Origin of the sequence: Fibrivirga algicola (assembly GCF_011742925.1) — a bacterium.
In the GTDB taxonomy this organism is placed as follows: Bacteria; Bacteroidota; Bacteroidia; order Cytophagales; family Spirosomataceae; genus Fibrella; species Fibrella algicola.
Genome location: NZ_WAEL01000003.1, coordinates 346,347 through 367,636, shown reverse-complemented (window position 1 = coordinate 367,636; position 21,290 = coordinate 346,347). Strand labels below are relative to the sequence as shown.

The window sequence follows — 21,290 nt, the reverse complement described above, 5'->3', positions numbered from 1 at the left end:
GGATAATGTCAGGTCAGCCTTTAGCGTTTTATATACTGACGTTTACCCATACGCTCACTGATGAACAACTCAAGAACAATCACTACGGCGCTCGTTGGCGCTTTACTGACGGGTAGCCTGTTTGCCCAGTCGCCCGCATCGTCGTCACCTTCATTTATTTGCAGTTACACGGGTGGTCGCGCACCAGCCAACCCCTGTACCTATAATGACCAGAGCAGCAGCCGTGCCAGGCGGGTAATTGACCAGATTTTGAAGCCTATCGGGTTGATGCAGAATTTTAAAGTGATTGAGTGCCCGGAAACTCAAAACTGCTTTGCTACCGTCATGAACGGGCAACGCTTCATTATCTATGATGGAGCGTTTATGCAGCAGCTCGAAGAGGCTACTGAAACCAATTGGTCGGCTACCAGTATCATGGCTCATGAAATTGGGCATCATCTACAGGGACATACCCTGGCCTCGGGCGGCAGCTCGCATCAGAAGGAACTGGAAGCCGACCGGTTTTCTGGCTTTGTGCTCCATCAGCTCGGAGCTACGCTTGATGAGTCGCTGGTAGCCATTCGGGCGCTTGGTAGTGTAGCCGCATCGGCCTCGCACCCAGCTCGTGCTTCGCGGCTAGAGGCCATCCGGAAAGGCTGGACTGAAGCCGATGGCATTTACCCCAGAACAAAGTCGGTAACGCCCAGCCGTCCGGCTCCGCCCGTGGTGGCTTCGGCCCCAAGGTCATCTGCTGAAGCGAAGGTAAACAGCCAGGTCTCAGCTGCTCCGGACGGAGTAGTGCCCGTTACCGTGACGCAGGTGTACCCGAATGGGCGGGTGAAGTACCAGGGTGGCGTTCTGATGAACCTTCGCACGGGTGACGGAACCTATTATTACCCCAACGGCGATCGCTATACGGGTCAGTTTGCCTACGACCAGCCACATGGTAAAGGCACTTATTACTTTGCTGACGGCGATAAGTTTGTAGGTACGTTCCGAAATGGAAAACGTACTGGCCCAGGTACGTTGTTCAACGCCGATGGTGATGTGGAGGAAGAAGGAAACTACGTAAACGACGTGTTGAGGTAAGCTGTGTGAGCTAAGAAATAAGAGAGGCGTTGCTGATGGTCATTCGATGCATCAGCAACGCCTCTCTTATTTCTTGCCTTTCTCCTTAGACTTAAAACTCCTTTATCGTCTTCTCGATAATGTCGCAGGCTTCGTTCATTTGGGCTTCAGTGATCACGAGGGGAGGGGCAAAGCGGATTTTATCGCCATGCGTAGGCTTGCATAGCAGGCCGTTATCGCGCAGGCGCAGGCACAGTTCCCAAGCAGTTTCTTCGCTAAATTCGGGGCGTTCCTGAATCACGATAGCATTTAGCAGTCCTTTGCCGCGTACCAACTGAACTAAGTCTGTTTCGGCCCGGAGCGCATTCATTCGGTGGCGAAAAATCTGCCCCATCGCTGCTGCGTTCTCCGACAACTTCTCGTTCTGTACCACATCCAACGCCGCCATGGCCACCGCGCAACCCAGCGGATTACCACCAAAGGTGCTACCATGTTCGCCGGGCCGGATCGTCAGCATAATTTCATTGGAAGCCAGCACCGCCGACACCGGCATCACACCACCCGACAGCGCCTTGCCCAACACCAGTATGTCGGGTAAGACCTCTTCGTGGTCGCAGGCTATCCGGCGTCCCGTACGGCCAATGCCTGTCTGCACCTCATCGGCAATAAACAGCACATTGTATTTTGTGCACAGGGCACGTACCCCACGCAGATACCCGTCATCAGGCACCAGCACACCGGCTTCTCCCTGAATGGGTTCAACCATAAACCCGGCAATGTGGGGGTCGGCTGCGAAGGTCGCTTCGAGCGCGGCCAGATCATTATACGGCACAAGTACGTACCCGGGCAGCAGCGGACCATAATCGTTGGTACTGCTGGGGTCGGTCGACGATGAGATAGCGGCAAGTGTACGGCCCCAGAAATTACCCTCTGCAAACACGGTTTTGGCCTGATCCTGCGGAATGCCCTTCACCTTGTAGGCCCATTTGCGGGTCAGCTTAAGGGCTGTTTCGCCGGCTTCAACGCCTGAGTTCATCATCAGCACTTTGTCGAAACCGAAGTACTCGCAGAGGTATTTTTCGCACCGACCCAACTGGTCGTTGTGAAAGGCTCGCGATGTGAGGGTCAGCCGCTGCGCCTGTTGGGTGAGGGCGTTGATAATGTGCGGGTGGCAATGCCCCTGACTAACGGCGCTGTAGGCTGACAGGAAATCATAATACCGTTTGTTGTCCAGATCCCACAGAAATACGCCTTCACCACGCGACAACACCACTGGTATAGGATGGTAATTGTGAGCACCGAATTGATCTTCGAGATAAATAGCCTGTTCAGCGGGGGAGGTGGGGGTAGATGTTGTCATTTCAGAATTTTTAATCGGTTTTTAAGCTCGGTGCCACCCTATACGTCAAAACCATTCGAGTCAACAGGCTGTTGCTCTGTGGAATCTACCGTAAATATAACGTACCTAAGTACTATGACCGAAGATCGACCAAAGAAACGCAAGATCCCGGGCTTAGCCGATGAGGATTACTACATGACCAGGGAGGGCTTTGTTGTTTTCACCGCCAATTACCACCTGAAGCGGGGCTATTGTTGTAAAAGCGGCTGCCGCCATTGCCCATACGGGTACAGAAAAGAAAAATAATTTGCACATTCACAGGGATTTCGCCAATTTTGCACCCTCATACGGAAAACGAGTACAGTCATGGCCAGAGTTTGTCAAATTACAGGAAAGCGGACGCAGGTTGGTAACAACGTATCGCACGCCAACAATAGAACGAAACGTAAATTCTTCCCAAACCTTCAAAAGAAGCGGTTCTTCGTTGAATCGACGGGAGAGTGGATTACGTTGAAAGTTTCGACGTCGGCCATCAAGACGATCAATAAAAAAGGTCTGGAAGCGACCCTTCTCGATGCCTATAAAAAAGGCACTTTGTCGGTGTAGTCGACCGTTACACAAGCTGCGTGAACGTCCGTATTAGCCTCCTTCCCGAGCGGAAGGAGGCTTTTTTTAGATCATCCGTTTCAGGGCAAAGCTGATCACGACAAACAGCCCGTTACGGCGAACGACCAGGGTAACCTCCTTGCCTTCACCGCGTTGTAACGATTTGTGGATGTCGCTGATGCTCAGTCCACTGGCTAGATCACCGTTGACGAACATCAGTTCGTCGCCCTCCTGAAGCCCTGCCAGATCGGCGGGCGAATCTTCCATTATTTTCTCGACATAATACGTCCGGTATCGGTCACCTTTTGCTTTAAGCTCGAGGCCGCTCATGTCATGCTCAAATTCCTCATGAAGGAGTCGGCGTACAGGTTTTAAGACGATGTACTGCTCCGGGTAATTAAACGTTACCGTGAAGCGCCGTAGCAGCTCGCAGCCCACATTTCCTTGTCGGTCTATGGTATTCACCAGCCGCATGCCCAATGACGAACTGTCGGGAAAGGAAGCAATGATGTTCTGAAGTTCGTGTCGGCCAAGTCGAAGCCCCTCAATACGCCCTAAACTTCCGTTGATAACCCCGTTGAGCCCCCGGCCCAATTGTGCCCGCAGCAGCTTCTCGGGTCGTGGTAAGGCCGTTATTGCGGATTGTCCATCGAGCATCAGCGCGTGCCCAGCCCCCGTATCGAGTACCACGCGAAGGGGTACCGACCGCTCGCCCGAGAGCAGCGCCGTTACATCCAGATAGGGCTTCGCATTCTGAATAACAATAGGGTAACGGTCACCGAAGCGAGCTCTATATTTATACTGTTTAGGTTGGGTCAGGGTAATCTCCCGGTTGCGGAAATCAATGCTTACGACAAAGCTGTTGAACAGGTCGTAGCCAAAAATGCCGTGAATCGGTATGCCTACATATTCAGAGAGGCGGAGGATATCGTCTTCCAGAATAACCAGGTTCTGATGCGTAGCTTGCATTGCACCCATGGATAGGTCGTTATCAATGGCAATGATGGCCGACAGGCTGTTCCCTTCACCTACCCCACTTAACTTCATTTTCCGGGTAAGCTTTAGCGGCTGGCGGTGCAGGGCCAGGGGATCGGTAACGATCGTATTGGTGACGCCCGTATCCAGGATGAAGTTTAGAGTATCCGAATTGTTGATTCTCAGTTTGACGACAATCAGATTCGAATGTAGTTCGAACGGTATACGTGTCGACTTGCGGTTACCCTTTAAAAAGTAACCAAAACGATCTTTGTCCGGGGTTTTCGGAGTATCGTATGCAAACGCCGACAGGCTGCCATATAGTAACCCAAGTAGTAGGCTCAGCGCTTTCATGATTGTGGAAATGTCGTACTGGAAAACTACTATAAAAACCTCAAAAACCCATAAAAAGTTGAACCTAAGGCGGCTGATTTACAAAGCTTTCCAGCATTAAGCCGAAAACCTGTATTTTCGCCTGCTTTCTAACCGGATGGAGGACGGTCAAGGGGGGAAACAAATTAATACGAAGCCATTTATGGATTTGATTTTGTTAGCCCTGATGACTGCCTGTATACGAATTGACTCATTTTTTCTCAAAGACGCATGCGTAAGAAGATTGTTGCTGGCAACTGGAAAATGAATAAAACCGCTGACGAGGGCCTTGCCCTGGTGTCGGAGGTGACTAATATGGTTAATGCCGAGGTAACTGGCGATGTTATAGCCGTGCTGTGCCCTCCGGCTCTATACCTGACTACCTATAAATCGTATCTGACAGGCGATAAGCTGGCACTTGGTGCTCAGAACTGCCACGAAAAGGCAGCTGGCGCCTACACAGGCGAAATTTCAGCGGCCATGCTGAAGTCAGTAGGCGTTCAGTATGTGATTTTGGGGCACAGCGAGCGTCGGCAGTATTTCAACGAAACAAATGCTCAACTGGCTGAGAAGGTAAACATCGCCCTCGACAATGGTCTGGTACCCATTTTCTGCTGTGGCGAATCGCTCGAAATGCGTGAGTCGGGTGACTATATCGGTTTCGTGAAAGAGCAATTGACCCAAAGCCTATTCCACCTGTCGGCCGAGCAACTGGCAAACATTGTGATCGCTTACGAACCGATCTGGGCTATTGGCACTGGACTGACGGCGTCATCGGCGCAGGCGCAGGAGATGCATTACGAACTGCGGCAACACCTGGCCAGTAAATATGGGAATGACGTAGCGCAGGCGACCAGCATTTTGTACGGTGGGAGTTGCAACGCGCAAAACGCGGAAGAAATCTTCGCACAGCCTGATGTAGACGGCGGCCTAATTGGCGGCGCGTCGCTGAAATCACGTGACTTTGTCACGATTGTAAAAGCGAGACAGTAATCTCAAACCTCAAGACGTTCGGAAAGCAAGTGACAGCACAACTTGCCTGCTTTCCGAACGTCTTGAGTACTATGCCCATGACCGCATCTGATTACATTGCTGCTTTCCAGATGGAGCCACATCCTGAAGGGGGCTACTATGCGCAAACGTATCAGGCAGCGGACGTAATTGCTCATTCGGCGCTTCCTGGCCGTTTTGGAGGTGATCGCCCTTATAGCACAGCTATTTATTTTCTACTGGAAAACCATAACCGGTCGGCCCTGCATCGGATTCAGAGCGATGAAGTCTGGCATTTTTACGCTGGTGGCCCGTTGATCGTATACGTGGTTGAGCCGACGTCAGGTACGTTGTCAACGATTCGTCTGGGCAGTGATATGAGTCAGGGGGCTGTTTTTCAGGCTGTAGTACCGGCGGGGTGTTGGTTCGGAGCTAAACCCGTTGGCGAGCTCCACAACGCTCCATTCTCTTTGGTAGGCTGTACCGTTGCGCCCGGCTTCGATTTCAGCGACTTTGAGCTTGCTGATCGTGCGTCAATGCTGGCCCTTTTTCCACAACATGAATCCATTATACAGCTACTCACGTAGTTGACACCGATTGGTTTACGTAATCAATTTAGGTAGGTTAGAGATCCGTAGTTAGGTTTGCCCTAGTCAAATCAGTCCAATAATTAATTTTATCAGCTACTGTGCCACGTCGTCGCCATACCGCTCCGATTAACCCCATAAAACTATTGACGTGGCTGGTTGTGCTACTGTGTACGATAGCTATGGCAATAGGGCTTTGGCAAGTAGTCAGTTGGTTGTATAGAGTATGGATCAACTGACCAAGGGAGCGACTCCATCCGAAAAGTGACGGACGTACCTGGCAGATCAGCTAAGGAAAAGAGTTGAGTAGTGCCGATCAAAATAGCCATGGTGTAAAACAACAAAAGCCACTGATGGTCAGTGGCTTTTGTTGTTGACTCTTGATAACCCTTGATGTAGGGCCGTGTACCAGGAGCGGGAGTCGAACCCGCACGGGCTTGTGGCCCACAGGATTTTAAGTCCGGCGTGTCTACCAATTCCACCATCCCGGCAATTACGAAAAAAGCACCGTTTGAAGGTGCTTTTTTCGTGGAGCGAAAGACGGGGTTCGAACCCGCGACCTCGACCTTGGCAAGGTCGCGCTCTACCAGCTGAGCTACTTTCGCGTTGTATCTAATCCAGATAACTATCTGCGATTTGATGATGCAAAAGTAGTCTATTGAGAGGCATCTGTCAAGAGGAAGTGCGAAAAAAAAACGAATCAAAAAATAGATAGCTACCTAAGTAGGTTCATTGTTAGAGCGTTATGCCTCCGAAAAAATGCGTACCAGTCAGCAAAACCAACTGGTTCTGCTGTTGGTAGGCCTGCGTTTACTCCAACCGGTGCGTTCGTAGGCGGATAATGGGCTGTTTGACCTCAGTTTAGCTTGTCAGCTTTGTCCGCTCCAAGTGAAAATGTCCGAATGCGGACTATTTATAGAATACAAACTGTCTGTATAGTAGGTACTTATGGTTTTGGCATAATATTGTTACAACCGCTTAATAGCTGTTTTAGCGGCGGCTGCAACGTGCAGGGCATAAACGGCATCTTTCAGGAAACTCGGTATAACCAGCACTATTTATGAAAACTGTATCTGCTATTCTCGTTGCGTCAGCGCTCGTTGTAAGCCCAATTGGGGCTACAATGGCATTCTCAACGGAGGTTGCCACCATTCAGATTGGCAGTCGGGATGAGACACCTTATAAGACCCAGACATTCAAAGGCATCAGCGCCTTACGAGCGCAAACGTCGGGCGGAAGCCTCTTGGTTGAAGGCGGCGCTGGTTCAGAAGCACGCGTAGAGATGTTCGTACACGCTAACAACTGGAACGGAAAAGACGAACTGAGCAAAGAGGAAATTGACGAACGACTGGCTAACTATGATATTTCAATTCGGCAGGAGGGAAGCACGCTGGTGGCAACGGCCAAACAGAAGAATAGTAACTGGAATTGGAAGAAAGGCCTGAGCATCAGCTTTAAATTTTACACGCCCCGTGCCTTGACAACCAATATAAGCACATCGGGAGGCAGCATTAAGATGAGTAATTTGGCTGGTCAGCAGCGGTTTCAGACATCAGGAGGTAGCATACAACTGGCTGATTTGAAAGGTGATATTGATGGAAGCACATCGGGCGGAAGTATCAAGATGACCGACTGTCATAACCAGATCACTCTGGAGACGTCGGGCGGTAGCATTGAAGCGGCTAATTCAGACGGGACCATCAACCTGAATACCTCGGGGGGAAGTATTCGGCTAGCGGGACTCAACGGAGTGATTAAGGCTAAAACGTCGGGTGGCAGCATCAGCGGTGAGAGCATCGATGGCGAACTGATAACAAGTACGTCGGGCGGAAGCATCCGCATTCGCAGCATGGCGGGCAGCATTGACGCTGAGACCAGTGCTGGCAGTGTAGAGGTGGCAATGAGTCGGGTCGATAAGTTTGTGAAGCTGGAAACGTCGGCGGGTAGCGTGCGGGTGCAAATGCCCATGAACAAAGGCATGGACCTTAACCTGAGTGGTAACCGGGTAACTGCCCCATTGACCAACTTTAACGGCTCGGCTGAGAAAGACCGGATTGTTGGCAAAATGAACGGCGGCGGCATTCCCGTACGCCTGGTAGCCAATGCAGGCAGCGTTTATGTGAACCAGAACTAACCGGACATTGGCTGTCCGAATGCGGACGATATAAAAAATAGAAAAGGCCCAAATCAAGCGATTTGGGCCTTTTCTGTGCTATGGCACGGCGATTGACCTTGTGTAGCATAGGTAAAGCCTCCGGATTATCGCATCCTTCGTTGTCGAGCAGATTGATTACTTTCCGCATGGCATTCGTCGGCATTTCGAGATAGTGCGCAGATGGATTTAGGAGTAGTGCCGTGTCCGGTGTACTCCTGTTATCATTCAAAAGCAGCGGCACGTCGAATTTGAGCTAGTACAGGCCTTTTTATCGTTTAACCTTGTCAACTATACGTAATTATGATTCAGCTCTCGAACGTTTCCAAGTACTATCCGGCCGGGTTCGGACGTACCTATGTACTGCGTAGTATCAACCTGTCGATCGAAGCGGGTGAGTTTGTTTCGATCATGGGACCAAGCGGTTCGGGAAAGAGCACGCTACTCCATATTCTGGGAATGCTGGAAGAGCCGTCGGAAGGCGAATACCGTTTTCTGGACGAGCCTGTGCAAAAACTGTCGGAGAAACGGCGCACCGAACTGCACCGCAGCCACATTGGCTTTGTGTTTCAGGCGTATCACCTCATCGATGAACTGACCGTTTACGAAAACATCGAGACGCCGCTGCTTTACAAAGGGGTGCCAGGCAATGAACGCAAAAGCCGCGTGGCCGATGTGCTGGACCGTTTCAATATTGTGGCTAAAAAAGATCTGTTCCCCAGTCAGCTATCGGGCGGGCAGCAGCAACTGGTCGGCATTGCACGGGCCATTGTCGCGCAGCCCAAAGTAATTTTTGCCGATGAGCCAACGGGTAACCTTCACTCGGCACAGGCAACCGAGATCATGACCCTGTTCCGTGAGCTGAATCAGAAAGATGGGGTCACGATTGTGCAGGTTACCCACTCGGAAGCTAACGCCGAATATGGTAACCGCGTATTGCGCTTGAAAGACGGCTGGCTGGAAACTGAAACGGCGGCAGTATGATCGATTGTACGCGGATTTGAAATACTTAAACGGAGTGCCGCATCTTTTTGGTTTAAGCGGAATGGCTACACGAATTCAGTAATTAAATGGATTGACGCGGATCTTAGCTGTAAACGTATGTTGGCTGGTGCAGGAGTAAATCCTCTAACAGTCAAAATCCGTGTCAATCCATTTAATTCACGTACCCATCACTACGCGCCCCATCATAAATTCCGCGTACAACGTTTGTCAGTCGGTCGGGTAACGTACCCAGCAGCGTTTGCAGGCCGTTTACATTGACGCAAAAAACGGCATCGGCTGTTTCCAGCACGTCGGGCAGAAATAAGCCTTCCGTTACCTGATGGGTTCGAAGCAACTGCCGACGAATGATGCCGTTGATGCAGCCTGATTCGAGCGAGGGGGTGACCAGCTGATGGTCTTTGAGCCAAAATAGGTTCGAGGCTACACATTCGGCCAAATGTCCATTGGTGTCCAGCAAGACTACGTCATCGAATCCGTGCTGCTGCCGGTATATCCCCGCCATCACATACGGGAGGGCGTTCAACGTTTTTATCATCGAAAGCCGGGAGGAAGACAGCCGAACATCGCGAAAAATGCCCAGGCGCGGTTTATCGGTGAGCGCAAACGGCTGGCCTGGTTTGGCCGTAAGAAGCCAGTTGGCGGCATGGGTGGTGGGGGTATACAAGCCACCGGGTTGCCGCCACACCTGAAGTTTGATGCGGGCGGGACTGCGACCCAAGCCGTTTTGCTCAATCAGGGCGAGCAGAGCAGTGTGCAGGGCTTTTTGACCAAACTGCTCAGGTACGTCAAGGTACAGGGCCTTCATGCCGCTGATGAGCCGATCGTAATGGTCAGACCAGAACCAGACTTTACCGCCTTCGTAACGAATTGTCTCAAACAAGCCATCACCATACTGAAAAGCGCGGTCGGTGGGGGGGAGGCTGAATTCAGCCTCTGGAAGTATATCCGAGTTATAAACCAGATTCATGGCGATTTTCCACCGCTTATCCCAAAACGGTGGTCGTAGCTAAAGTAAGCATGTAACATTGACCTATCTAACTGCTCATGATTATGTTTCGATTGCCCGTCATACGAATGGGCCTGGCCAGCGGGGTGGCCGCTTTTATTCTGTCAGGTAGCCTGCCAACAACTGGTTTGGCACAGACAACCGTGGGTGGACCGCCTGCCGCTGTTACGCCTGCCCCCACTCAGCCAACGGCTGCACCGGGTACGGGCCAGTCGGTTCCGCAACGATTGGGACTGCAGCAGTGTATTGATATTGCGCTGGCTAACAACCTGACCATTCGTCAAAGTCAACTGCAATTGCAAAGCAGTGAAGCGCAATTGCGGCAGGCCCGGTTGAACCGACTTCCCAACGTGGGTGCGTTTTTAAGCCAGGGCTACAACTCAGGCCGGAATATCAACCCCGCCACCAACGCATTCGTTGACCAGGGTGTGCTCTCGAACAACTTTCAGGCAACCGCTCAGGTGACTTTGTATAATGGTGGTCTGTTGCAGAATACCATTCGTCAGAATGATCTGCTGAAGCAATCGAACGAAGCAACGGTAAAGGCAACAGAAAACAACGTCAGCCTTACGGTGGTGCAAAACTACCTGAACGTGCTGACTGGTCAGGAGCAACTGGTGGTGGCACAGCGGCAGATCGAAGTGTCGCAGGCGCAGCTCGACCGTACGCAGCGGTTGGTCAACGCCGGGTCGTTACCGGAAGCCAACCTGTTTGACATTCGGGCGCAGATTGCCAACGACGAGCTGGCTATTGTAAATGCACAGAATAACATCGATTTGGCTAAACTGGCCCTGTTGCAAGCCATGAACGTGCCATCGGGTGGACCCGGCATCGATGGGTTCAATGTAGAGCCGATCAGTGTACCTGACCCAACTGTGGCACCGTATACCGAAACCACCCAACAAGTGTATGACATTGCCCAGCAGTTTGTGCCCGATATCAAAGCAGCCGATCTGCGGGTACGCAGTGATGCCGTTGGTGTGCAGGTGGCCCGAGCTAACCTATTGCCCAGCCTGACATTGAATGGCACTGTAAATACGCTCTACTCAAATGTAGGCCGTCAAAAAGCGATAGAAAACGGAACAAGGCGAATTCCACAGACCATTGAGTTCAATGGTGTACCAACTACCATCTACACAGTTCAGCCAGATTATCTGCTTCAGGACTACTCCTTTGGCGAGCAACTGGGCAATAACCTGAACCGCTCTGTAAACCTGCAATTGCAGATTCCGATCTTCAATCGGTCTCAAGCCCGGACACGTATTCTAAGCGCGACGTTGCAGCAACAGAATTCTGAAATTGCGGCGGCTAACACGCGCTTACAACTCCGGCAAACGATTGAAACGGCTTACACAAATCTACGGGCCTCATCAAATCGGTACCGGGCCACCACCGCACAGGTAACGCAGTTAGAGCGTGCTTTCCAGGCCTCAGAGAGCCGGTTCAATGCCGGTGCGCTTAACTCAACGGATTACAACGTAGCTAAAAGTAATCTTGATCGTGCCCGTGCCAGCTTGGTGCAGGCCAAGTACGACTATATTTTCCGCGTTAAGCTCTTAGATTTTTACCAGAACAAGCCACTCACTTTTGATTAAAAAGCTGTAACACGAAGGTGCATAGAGGTGCCACGGAATTACACAGAGTTGTACTCTGATTTCTCAAGAATAACTCTGTGCACCTCCATGTTATAGCTTTTCCCTCTTCACATGAAAAAGAAATCGAACCGCCTATGGTGGATACTGGGCATCGCAGCCGTGATACTAGTTGGTGGCCTGGTGGCCGCTAAACAAGCTGGCATTATTGGGAAGCCCCCCACTACCGACGTTGATTTTGCCATTGCGCAACGGACTGATATCATCGAACGCGTGAGCGCGTCGGGCCGGGTGCAGCCAGAAATTGAGGTAAAAATCAGCCCGGACGTGTCGGGAGAAATCATTGCCATGTATGTGAAAGAGGGTGACCCCGTTAAGGCCGGTCAGCTATTGTGCCGTATTCGCCCTGATAACTACGAATCGTTCTCGGCTCGGGCTGAGGCGACCGTAAATCAGAGTAAAGCGCAACTGGAACAGTCGAAAGCAGGTGTGTTGCAGGCCGAGGCGCGGTTGATTCGCAGCAAAGCAGATTATGAGCGGAGTCGGAAACTGTTGGCCGATAAAGTGATCTCACAAGCCGATTTCGAAACGGTAGAAGCCAACTACAACGTAGCCAAGCAGGATATCGAAGCGCAGCGCGCTAACGTTCGGGCGGCTCAATTCAGCATTCAAAGCGCCCAGGCAAGCCTGCGTGACGCAAAGGAAAACCTCCGTAAAACAACCATCTATTCACCTGTCAACGGTACCGTATCAAAACTGAACGTAGAACAGGGTGAGCGCGTGGTGGGTACGTCGCAAATGGCAGGTACCGAAATTATGCGCCTGGCCAACCTAAACAACATGGAGGTACGGGTCAACGTAAATGAGAATGACATTGTGCGTGTGACGCTTGGCGACACCGCCGATATTGAAGTGGATTCGTACACAACGTCGGGGCTGAAGTTCAAAGGTATTGTAACCGAAGTGGCCAACACCGCTAATGGGCTGGCCGGAAGCACAGGTGCTGCCTCGTCGATATCATCTGACGCCGTGACGGAGTTTGAAGTGAAAGTGAAGATTCTGAACAACTCCTACAGTGGTCTGTCGCAGAAGCTGGGCGCGAAAGGATTTCCGTTTAAGCCGGGTATGACGGCCTCTGTCGAGATTATTACCGACCGCAAATCGGGCGTTCTGGCTGTGCCAATTGCCGCTGTAACCACGCGCGCTGATAGTACCCAACTGCTGGCTGCTGCGAAACCAGTTAATGACAATGCAGTAGAGGATACCAAAAATGCTGGCAAAAAAGCGGCGATAAAAGAAATTGTCTTCGTGGCCGACAACGGAAAGGCTGCTCAGCGGGAAGTAAAGACCGGGATCAGCGATTTCGAGAACATCGAGATTCTGTCAGGTCTGAAACCGGGCGATCAGGTAATTTCGGGGCCTTTCCTGGCTGTTTCCAAGAAGCTTAAAGCGGGTGACGTGATCACCAAACGCGATCCGAATAAGCAGAAAGCGAAGAAAGAGGACGAATAAAACTAGTTTGACGTTTGCTATTTGTGGTTTGCCGTTGCTCTGCTTACCGGGTCTGCTCTTTCGAGGTGTAGGGTATCGCAACGGCAAACCACATACAGTAAATGACAGACTCCTTTTATGCACGGTATCATTATCCATTATGATCCGCTCACGCAATGCGGCCTGCTTAGGACGGAAGCGGGGCAGGTACAGTATTTTCGGCTCGATGAAGTAGTGAGCCAACACCCCATCAGGCCGGGTAATCCGGTTGCGCTGCGAAATGGGGTACTGGTCGATACAGGCGGTAGTCAGTTCGATGCCAGCCTGCCCATGCGGCCACCGCAGCCGGTCGTGACGCAATACGCCCCTCCGCAGGTACGTGCCGGCAGTAGTGTGAGCTGGATAGGTGGCCTGCTGTCTGTGGGCGCCCTAATTTGTCTGTTGCTATCGGGTGGTCAGCAGAGCGGCTATGCAAGCGCCAACCCAAAGCTGATCGAATCGACGTTCGGGGCAATCGCCGCCGTACTGCTCGTTATCGAAGCGCTGCTCTTCTTTGTTAATACAACTAAAACGGGAAACCAATCGGGTAAGCGGCGCATCCGCTGGAATTTCTGGCTCATTGCCTGGGCCTCGCTATTTGCCTATGTAGGGCAAACGTTCGACGGTTTCGAGGCTGACGACGCTACCGGTTGGTATGGCTATGCTTTACTTACGCTAGGTTTTGCCGTTTACATCTTACCTTATCGATCAAAATAAGTTTGTAGTTCGAGGTGTCTGGTTTGTCGGCAGTGTACCGACAAGCTAGACACCTCGAACTACAAACCAAACTCTATGGCTCTACACACCCGAAATTTCATAATCCTGCTGCTCATCACGCTGACCGTCGCTTCCTGTGGGGGCGGTAAAAAGCGTACCCCCAAAGATGAGGTAACGGCCCCCGCTAAAGCCGAAACGGTAGGTACTGTTCACTTTTTTCTGGAAACCTCGGCCAGTATGGGCGGCTACCTGAAAGGGGGCACTACGTTTAAAGATGTGGTGGCCGACATTGTAACGAAAGCCAACCAGATCAAGCCTGTTTCGCTGTATACCATTTCGGGAAAGCCCCAGCCTGTAACCAGCGACGTGAACACGTTTGTGGCGCAGATGGCGACCACACCGCTGGCAACCGGAAAAAGCTCGGAGCTGCATCAGATTTTCAGGCAGGTAGGTGAGAAGGCAAAAGGAAACAACGTCGCTATCCTTATCTCTGACTGCATTCTGTCGTTTCCCGATGCCGACATCAAAAGCAACCCGGAGATTAACCGGAATGACGCGTCGAGTACGTTGAAGAATAGCATGTATGATCAGTTTGCTACGTTTAGCAAGCAGGGAATCGGCGCAACGGTGCTGGCTTATACGTCGCCCTTCAACGGTACCTATTATACCTACCAGAACCAGAAACAGCCGTTAAAAGGCGAACCCCGCCCATTTTATGTGTGGGTGATCGGCAAGCAGAGCCTGATTGGTCCGTTTACCCAGCAGTTGCTGGAAAGCCTGTCGACGGCACCCGCCAAGCGGCTCGATTTTGGTGCAGCCGGTGCGCTGAAGCAGTACGATCTGTTTTTTGGCCTCAATAAAAGTGGCGAATGGCGGGCCGAGCGTAATAACCTCACCAACATTGAGATGGGTCGTAAAGCGAAGCCGATCGAGTTTGCCATTGGCTTGAACCTGGCCGCCCTGCCCGACTATGCGCAGGCCGAAACGTACCTGCAGAAAAACCTGAACATTGCTGCTGACAATGGCACCGTGAAGCTGATAAAAGTGCAGCGTAAATCGGCGGTTGAAACGGGCCGTATGAGCGACCGCGAACAAAAACTACTAAGTCAGAATACGCACGTACTCACCTTCCGCGTTGATAATTTGTTTGCCGACGACGCCACCGTGACGTTGAAGCTCCCCGTGCGCTTCGATTCGTGGTACACCGATTGGTCGACTATGGACGATCGGACGGCCGACGGACGGCGTAACAAAACTTTTGCCCTCGAACACCTAATGACCGGCGTTCGCGAGGCGTACCAGACCAACGCCAACGAATTTGCCGCAATGACCATTAAACTAAGTAAAAACTAAATGTATTCGGCGCAGTCCCCCGCCCGGAAGGGAACCTGCTGGCACACTAGCTTACATCATGTAGCTGAACGTGTACCAGCAGGCTCCCTTCCGGGCGGGGGACTACGCTGAGCCTGCTTCTTCCTTCCATGTTCACATCCATTTACGAACTCTTCCTGGGTCAGAATAATGACCCCATCTACGTCGACGAAATCTTCACGCCGGTTGGTACCATGACATTGCTGGTGTCGTTGGGCATTGCTGTGATCTTCTATGTGGCGCTGGGCCGCTGGAAACCCGTTTTTCACCGTACCCTGCATTGGGCTATTGCGCTTGTGGGTACGTTGATCTTCGCCTACGCCTACGCCGTTTGGTACGCCAAAGACCGTACCGGTGCCGATGATGCTGATTCGTACATGACCGGCTTTGGCGGCGTCAATGTACTGGTTGCCGCAATCCTGTTTTTTCTGTTTTCACTGGCGTTGAAGAATGCATCCATCTTCGCCAAGAGAACGCCATTTTAAATTAGTTTGACGTTTGGCGTTTATGTTTTGTCGTTGCGTTGCCAACCTACGAGTTAGCTAGTTAGCAGCGTCACGACAAACCTCATACACCAACCCCCAAACTTCCTTCCCATGAAACTTTTCCTATTCGGTATTGGTGGTACGGGTGCCCGCGTATTGCGGTCGCTGACGATGTTGCTGGCCTCGGGTGCCAACGTACCCAATGATCTGACGATTATCCCGATTTTGCTGGATATGGATATGCAGAACGGCGACACCGAGCGCGCGCTACGTCTGGTAGAGCTGTACCGCAGCCTTCGCACGGCCGGTTATCCCAACGGCCCGCAGGATCGCAACGGCACCAGCGGTGGCACAAGACGCCCCTTCTTCGGCACGTCGTTGCAGCCGCTGGGTACGTTGCAGGCCGAAAATGCCCAACAGCAGATTGGAGATTCGGTATTGCCGAAACTGACCGACCATCAGGGGACGTTCGAGGAATTTCTGAACGTCAGCAGCATGGAGGAAATCGACCGTGAATTCCTGAAACTACTGTACGACAACTCAGCCAAACCGACCAGCGCAGAGTTGAAACTGAACCTGTCGGTTGGCTTTAAGGGGAACCCGAACATTGGCAGTGTGGTGTTCAATGCACTGGAAGATTCACCGGTGTACAAGTACTTCATCAGCGCCTTCAACGACCAGACCGACCGGATTTTCGTCATTAGCTCGATCTTCGGCGGGACCGGGTCGGCAGGTTTTCCGCAACTGGTAAAATTGCTGCAACACCCCAGCCAGAAAATGCCGATCCGCAACGCCAAAAAAGGTGCGGTGACGGTAATGCCTTATTTCGCACTGGAAGAAAACAGCCAGAGCGCCATTGACCAGAACCGCTTTTTGTCGAAAACGAAAGCGGCGTTGTCGTATTACCAGAGTCAGATCGACCTTGACGCGCTTTATTACATCGGTGATCGACCCGGTGCCAAGTTGTATCCAAACGTGGAGGGTGGTGCCAAGCAGGCCAACAATGCGCACGTGGTAGAGATGCTCGCCGCCGAAGCTGTGCTCGACTTTGCCCGTCGGGGTGCTGGTGAGTTTAGCACCGATAAACGCTACCTCGAGTATGGCCTTCGCCGGAATGATCGCAGCCTCGATCTGGCTCATTTTGGCGATGTGACGTATCAGAACTTGCTGGAACCACTCGTTCGGTTCACCTACGCCGCAAAGTTCTACACCGATTTTGTGCCGAATAACCTCGGCGAAGCCTTCGCCAAAGAACTGAATTTGCCGCAAACACTGCGGTCAGGTACGTTCTACACCTCACTCGACAACTTCATCAACGCCTACAAAACGTGGCTTCGTGAGCTAGCCGTGAACGACCGTAGTTTCGCTCCTTTCGATTTGGACAGTGATTTTAATGGGCTGATCCGGTCGAAACGCATCGAAACGAGTTTTTTCAGCAAAGGCATCAGCGAAGGATTTTTGCAGGAAGCAGCCGGCAAAGCACAAAACAACCTGAAAGCGGCTTTTCCAACCAGCGAAGCCCGCTTTATGCAGCTTATGATGGAAGTTGCCGACAAGTGCATTGAGAAATTAGGCCCGCTGAATCGTCAGTTGGCTGATGCGTAAAATCGGTTTACCGTTGCTTCACATGCGGGTCTACCCCCAATCCGCCGCGAAGCAACTGAAAACAATAAACCGCAAACTGTAAATTAAAACCGATGCCTCACATCCTTCGCATAGATACGGATCCGAACGTTAGCCAGCAGAATCATAATGGCTGGACGGGGAGCCCGGCGGGCCTGACGGGCAACCGCATTGAACACATTCCTGATACACTAACCGGTGCAGCGGGCGGTGCGGCCGGGTCGGCCGCCAAAGCAGGTACGTCTATTCCGTCGCCGTTTGCACGGTTGTACCTGTTCGATACGGCGTTCAGGATGGTGAAGAACAACCTTCAGCCTACCGAACTGAGCATGTACCACGTGCTGGTGTCGCATACGCTCGATCTGCTCGAATTGCTATTTCAAGCTGGCAACTCCGACGACCTCACCTACCGGCTCTGGAGCCGGGGCGACCGGCTGGGCAAGCTGGCCTCGGCTACGGGTGGCGGCGCGTCGGGTTTGGCACGGCATCCGCACCAGGTGCTGGCGAAGGCACTGGAACTTGACTTCCGGAATGAGCTGGCCGCCGTTCAGACCACGACCATCATTTATTACAAGGGCGCGTTGCTGGGCGGCACCTCGCCACTTACACTGGTATTTACTACCCCCAACTGGGAGCAGGAACGCCAGAACAAGTTTATCGATCCGCCCAAAAGCAGCACGGGTCGCACGTTGTTTCAGAATGAATACATGCCGTTGCATCAGCGCGACGAAGGATTCACGACGTACCTGCGGCGGTGGTATGAGCAATACAATAACCAGATGCCGCCCGGCGGTTTCAAAGAATACCTCTATCGGGTTTTCTTCGATAGCACCGTAGTGCCGCCGGTAGCGGCTGGTGTGACGCTGAGCAATTTTGAACCCATTCAGGTACGTGGCGAGAGTACATCGGTGTTGCAGGTGCTGCCCGGAATGCCGCTCTATCGGGTTCGGGAAGACGATGTATTGAACGACATCGAGGAGAATTCTGACTTTTTGATGGTGCCGACCGTAGATTACTACACCCGAGAAACCAGCAACGGTGCCGCAACGGGTGTACGGAAGCCGCTGGCGCTGGCCTCGCGTATGGACATGGTGGGTCGATACGTGAAAAATACTAACTGGAACAGCAATACGGTGATCATGCGGCAACGCGATCTGGGTGGTGGATTCCTGCTGTCGGAACGGTTCCTGCCGGGTGTCGACAACGTGAAATACCCGTTTGTGACGACCGATGATTTTCTGGAGGACTTCCTGATTCGGATGCCGTATAAGCTCAACAGCGGTCGTTTCTTCACGGGTACACCGGGCGATATGGAGTTTCTGTTGCCTGTTCGAAAAGAGTATTTCAGCTTTTTCCGGATGGAAGACCTGGCCAGGCAGCTCACGCTGCGCACTGAAGACCGGGGTATGGAGCGGGTAATCATTGCATCGCTGAGCATTCCGATCAAGAACAACCGCACGGTGAACTTCCGCAAGGAATATAACCTGGCCAACGCCGATACACTGATTGAATTTCGGGCGGGTCTGGCCTGTTTCCCGTTCTACAAAATCACGGTGCCCGATGCGCAGCTACAGGCGCTGAACGAATACAACGTGATGCTGCTGGACGCCAGCAAAGACGAAGCAAATTTCCACGCCGGGCGATCGGTGCAGTTTTTCCAGTTTGCGCAGGTGATCAACAAGCAGCCACTGGTTGTTCCAGCGCCTGATCACCGTACCCCCAAATCGGGACCCACACAGGCGGCTTCGTATTATTACAAAGTGCCACAGGCGTTTGATCTGATTGAGGTGCAGTTGCAGCGCAACGGGGTGCCATATCGCGGGTTGGTACTGCCCAAGTTTACCATCATCAGCGAGCGGGGGTACAAGCCTTTTACGTTTGCCATTGACTTCGGTACGTCGAACACGCACGTAGCCTATGTAGATACGAACCTGGGCAATGCCGATCCCAAGACGTTGACAATCAGCGATGACAAGGTGAATCTGGATGCTGATGAGCTGCAGATGATGACGCTCAACAAGCCCTACGACGGGTACGAAGCGCAAACACCTTATGCTCGTTACCGGTTGCCGGTGAGTTACGGCAGCCTACCCGAAATGGAGCGATTCATTCGTCGCGAGTTCATGCCCGCTATTGTTGGCAGCCAATACGGTTCACCATTCTCGTTCCCGCTGCGGACCACCGTATTCGAGAAGACGGGTTCGTCGGACAGTGGCGATAACCTGTTCAGCAAGATCAACCTAGGGTTCAATATTGACCTTGAGGATGGTAGTACGGGTGTGAACCGGTACGTGACCAACCTGAAATGGCTGTTTGAAAACCAGCCCGGCGACCCGATGAACCGGCCCCGGGTTCGGGCCTTCTTCGAAACGCTGCTGTTGATGATGCGGAACAAGATTCTGCTTAATCAGGGGAATATCACCGACACGAAAATTACGTGGCTGGCCCCAACCAGTATGCAGGCCGATACGGAAGACAAGCTGGTGGCCGAATGGGAAAACGCTTTCCGTCGGGTGTTTAAAACCACGCAGTTCTTCAGACCAACCCCAATTCCTGAATCGCTGGCTCCGCACTTCTTCCTGGTGACGAAGGGCGTAAAATCCTTTGCCGATGCGGTAAACGTGGATATTGGAGGCGGTACCGCCGATATTATGCTGTTTATGAAACAGCAGAACAAATACCTCAATACGTCGTTCCGCTTTGCGGGTTACGATATCTGGGGTGGTGGCCTGAACCAGCAGGGGCATCCGTCGCATTTGAAAGACAATGGCTTCATTCTGAATTACCTGCAATACCGCCGGACGCTCACACAGGCACCGGCACCAGAAGATCAGATCCTGGATACGTTTCTGGCCAATAATGACCTGAGTGCCGAGGATATTGTCAGCCTGCTGTTCCGCAACGATGCCCATTACAAGTTCACCCAGTCGATCGTGGACGGACGACCCGCCTTGCGGATCGTGCTCTTCCTGCACTATTCGGCCATCGTGTACCACCTGGTACAACTGATTGAAGCCAACGGAATGGGCTTGCCACGGTATCTGACATTCACGGGTCGGGGCAGTCAGTACCTGAAAATGCTGGGTTCGTCGCGGCGGTTGATCGAGTTCACGAAGATGCTGTTCCGGGCGTATACCACGCTGCCTGTACCGCCTGATTTTGAGGTAGTACTGAGTGAAAATCCGAAGGAAACGACGGCCAACGGGGCGGTGCTGTTCGAAAACGCCAGCTCGATGGAGAAGGATAAGTACAACAGCCGCCAAACAACCTGCTACTGGGGGAATGCACCGATTGAGCAGAAGTCGTTGCCCTCACCGGCTGAGGCATCGGCCACCCCGGACGCTACTGGCTTTGGGTCGCCTATTTCGAATTGGGGAACAACGTACCCCGGTGCGCCAACGCAAAACCAGTCGGGCTACGGCTCAACGCCACCGTTAGCAACGTCGAAGGTTGTGAACGCGCCGTTTGAATACCGCCGCACGAAGATTGGCGAAGTGAGCGGCGACCGTGCCTTCCATGATTCGGTGCTGACTAATGTAAAAACGTTCCTCGAAAAAACCCTTACTGATCGGGATGTGGCCTACTTCCTGAGTGAGCACAATATTCAGACGCCTGAGCAGTACCTGTCGTTCCTGGCTGGCTCTGACGTGACACGGAGCGGTGCGCTTTATGATAGTTACATGCTGGCCCGTACTGGTCTGGAACAAGAGCCGAATCAGGCGGTATCGGAAACGTATTTCTTCCTACCACTCAAGCATGCGCTTTACGAATTATCGAAATACATAGCGGGGTAAAAGGTCTCAACACAGCGGCAAAGCGAACATAGAATTTTCAGAGAATCAATAAATTGCTCTGGGTTCGCCTTGCCGCTGTGTTGAGACCTTTCATTTTAT

The 21,290-nt window shown here is 52.2% G+C and carries 17 protein-coding genes and 2 tRNA genes; 14 read left to right on the top strand and 5 right to left on the bottom strand.

Features of this window, described 5'->3' with window-relative positions; all coding sequences use genetic code 11:
- Window positions 1–60 precede the first annotated feature (60 nt).
- The gene (locus F7231_RS10000) at window positions 61–1,068 is read left to right on the top strand and encodes a M48 family metalloprotease (protein ID WP_166691784.1); all 1,008 of its coding nucleotides are present in this window, start codon (window positions 61–63) and stop codon (window positions 1,066–1,068) included.
- 91 nt (window positions 1,069–1,159) lie between these two features.
- Here F7231_RS10000 and rocD read toward each other — a convergent pair whose 3' ends face one another.
- Window positions 1,160–2,407 carry an ornithine--oxo-acid transaminase gene (rocD, locus tag F7231_RS09995; protein ID WP_166691783.1) on the bottom strand — a complete coding sequence of 416 codons (1,248 nt, stop codon included), beginning with the start codon at window positions 2,405–2,407 and terminating at the stop codon, window positions 1,160–1,162.
- On the opposite strand from rocD, the gene F7231_RS27715 reads away from it, so the two are divergent.
- Entirely contained in the window at window positions 2,330–2,692 is a 363-nt protein-coding gene (locus F7231_RS27715; RefSeq protein WP_310589192.1) for a C1orf53 family protein, read from the top strand. The genes rocD and F7231_RS27715 overlap by 78 nt on opposite strands.
- 60 nt (window positions 2,693–2,752) lie before the next feature.
- The gene (gene rpmB, locus F7231_RS09985) at window positions 2,753–2,992 is read left to right on the top strand and encodes a 50S ribosomal protein L28 (protein ID WP_085410917.1); all 240 of its coding nucleotides are present in this window, start codon (window positions 2,753–2,755) and stop codon (window positions 2,990–2,992) included.
- 66 nt (window positions 2,993–3,058) lie between these two features.
- On the opposite strand, the gene F7231_RS09980 is transcribed toward rpmB, so the two are convergent.
- A complete protein-coding gene (locus tag F7231_RS09980) occupies window positions 3,059–4,321 on the bottom strand; it encodes an aspartyl protease family protein (protein WP_085410916.1) in 1,263 nt (420 codons plus the stop codon).
- A gap of 249 nt (window positions 4,322–4,570) precedes the next feature.
- On the opposite strand from F7231_RS09980, the gene tpiA reads away from it, so the two are divergent.
- On the top strand, window positions 4,571–5,332 hold the full coding sequence (gene tpiA, locus F7231_RS09975; RefSeq protein WP_085410915.1) for a triose-phosphate isomerase: 762 nt from the start codon (window positions 4,571–4,573) through the stop codon (window positions 5,330–5,332).
- A 77-nt stretch (window positions 5,333–5,409) separates the two neighbouring features.
- Complete coding sequence (locus tag F7231_RS09970; RefSeq protein WP_166691781.1) at window positions 5,410–5,916, top strand: cupin domain-containing protein; 507 nt, start codon at window positions 5,410–5,412, stop codon at window positions 5,914–5,916.
- A gap of 406 nt (window positions 5,917–6,322) precedes the next feature.
- Here the strand turns inward: F7231_RS09970 and F7231_RS09965 are convergent.
- Both F7231_RS09965 and F7231_RS09960 read right to left on the bottom strand, forming a co-directional pair.
- Window positions 6,323–6,407: transfer RNA gene (locus F7231_RS09965), tRNA-Leu, on the bottom strand.
- Between the two features lie 38 nt (window positions 6,408–6,445).
- Window positions 6,446–6,521, bottom strand: a tRNA-Gly gene (locus F7231_RS09960).
- A 455-nt stretch (window positions 6,522–6,976) separates the two neighbouring features.
- Here F7231_RS09960 and F7231_RS09955 point away from each other — a divergent pair.
- The gene (locus F7231_RS09955; protein ID WP_085410914.1) at window positions 6,977–8,050 is read left to right on the top strand and encodes a DUF4097 family beta strand repeat-containing protein; all 1,074 of its coding nucleotides are present in this window, start codon (window positions 6,977–6,979) and stop codon (window positions 8,048–8,050) included.
- A 321-nt stretch (window positions 8,051–8,371) separates the two neighbouring features.
- Window positions 8,372–9,052, top strand: a complete 681-nt coding sequence (locus F7231_RS09950) for an ABC transporter ATP-binding protein (protein WP_085410913.1) — start codon at window positions 8,372–8,374, stop codon at window positions 9,050–9,052.
- 172 nt (window positions 9,053–9,224) lie between these two features.
- Here F7231_RS09950 and F7231_RS09945 read toward each other — a convergent pair whose 3' ends face one another.
- On the bottom strand, window positions 9,225–10,040 hold the full coding sequence (locus tag F7231_RS09945; RefSeq protein WP_166691780.1) for an aminotransferase class IV: 816 nt from the start codon (window positions 10,038–10,040) through the stop codon (window positions 9,225–9,227).
- Window positions 10,041–10,123: 83 nt separating this feature from the next.
- On the opposite strand from F7231_RS09945, the gene F7231_RS09940 reads away from it, so the two are divergent.
- From F7231_RS09940 to F7231_RS09910, 7 genes are all read left to right on the top strand, one after another.
- On the top strand, window positions 10,124–11,674 hold the full coding sequence (locus tag F7231_RS09940) for a TolC family protein (RefSeq protein WP_229369772.1): 1,551 nt from the start codon (window positions 10,124–10,126) through the stop codon (window positions 11,672–11,674).
- Between the two features lie 111 nt (window positions 11,675–11,785).
- On the top strand, window positions 11,786–13,183 hold the full coding sequence (locus F7231_RS09935; protein ID WP_085410910.1) for an efflux RND transporter periplasmic adaptor subunit: 1,398 nt from the start codon (window positions 11,786–11,788) through the stop codon (window positions 13,181–13,183).
- A 117-nt stretch (window positions 13,184–13,300) separates the two neighbouring features.
- Entirely contained in the window at window positions 13,301–13,918 is a 618-nt protein-coding gene (locus F7231_RS09930; protein ID WP_166691779.1) for a hypothetical protein, read from the top strand.
- 75 nt (window positions 13,919–13,993) lie between these two features.
- The gene (locus F7231_RS09925; protein WP_166691778.1) at window positions 13,994–15,271 is read left to right on the top strand and encodes a hypothetical protein; all 1,278 of its coding nucleotides are present in this window, start codon (window positions 13,994–13,996) and stop codon (window positions 15,269–15,271) included.
- A 128-nt stretch (window positions 15,272–15,399) separates the two neighbouring features.
- Window positions 15,400–15,774 carry a hypothetical protein gene (locus F7231_RS09920; RefSeq protein WP_085410907.1) on the top strand — a complete coding sequence of 125 codons (375 nt, stop codon included), beginning with the start codon at window positions 15,400–15,402 and terminating at the stop codon, window positions 15,772–15,774.
- A gap of 111 nt (window positions 15,775–15,885) precedes the next feature.
- Complete coding sequence (locus F7231_RS09915) at window positions 15,886–17,379, top strand: FtsZ/tubulin family protein (RefSeq protein WP_085410906.1); 1,494 nt, start codon at window positions 15,886–15,888, stop codon at window positions 17,377–17,379.
- A 92-nt stretch (window positions 17,380–17,471) separates the two neighbouring features.
- On the top strand, window positions 17,472–21,191 hold the full coding sequence (locus tag F7231_RS09910) for a hypothetical protein (RefSeq protein ID WP_166691777.1): 3,720 nt from the start codon (window positions 17,472–17,474) through the stop codon (window positions 21,189–21,191).
- Window positions 21,192–21,290: the final 99 nt, after the last annotated feature.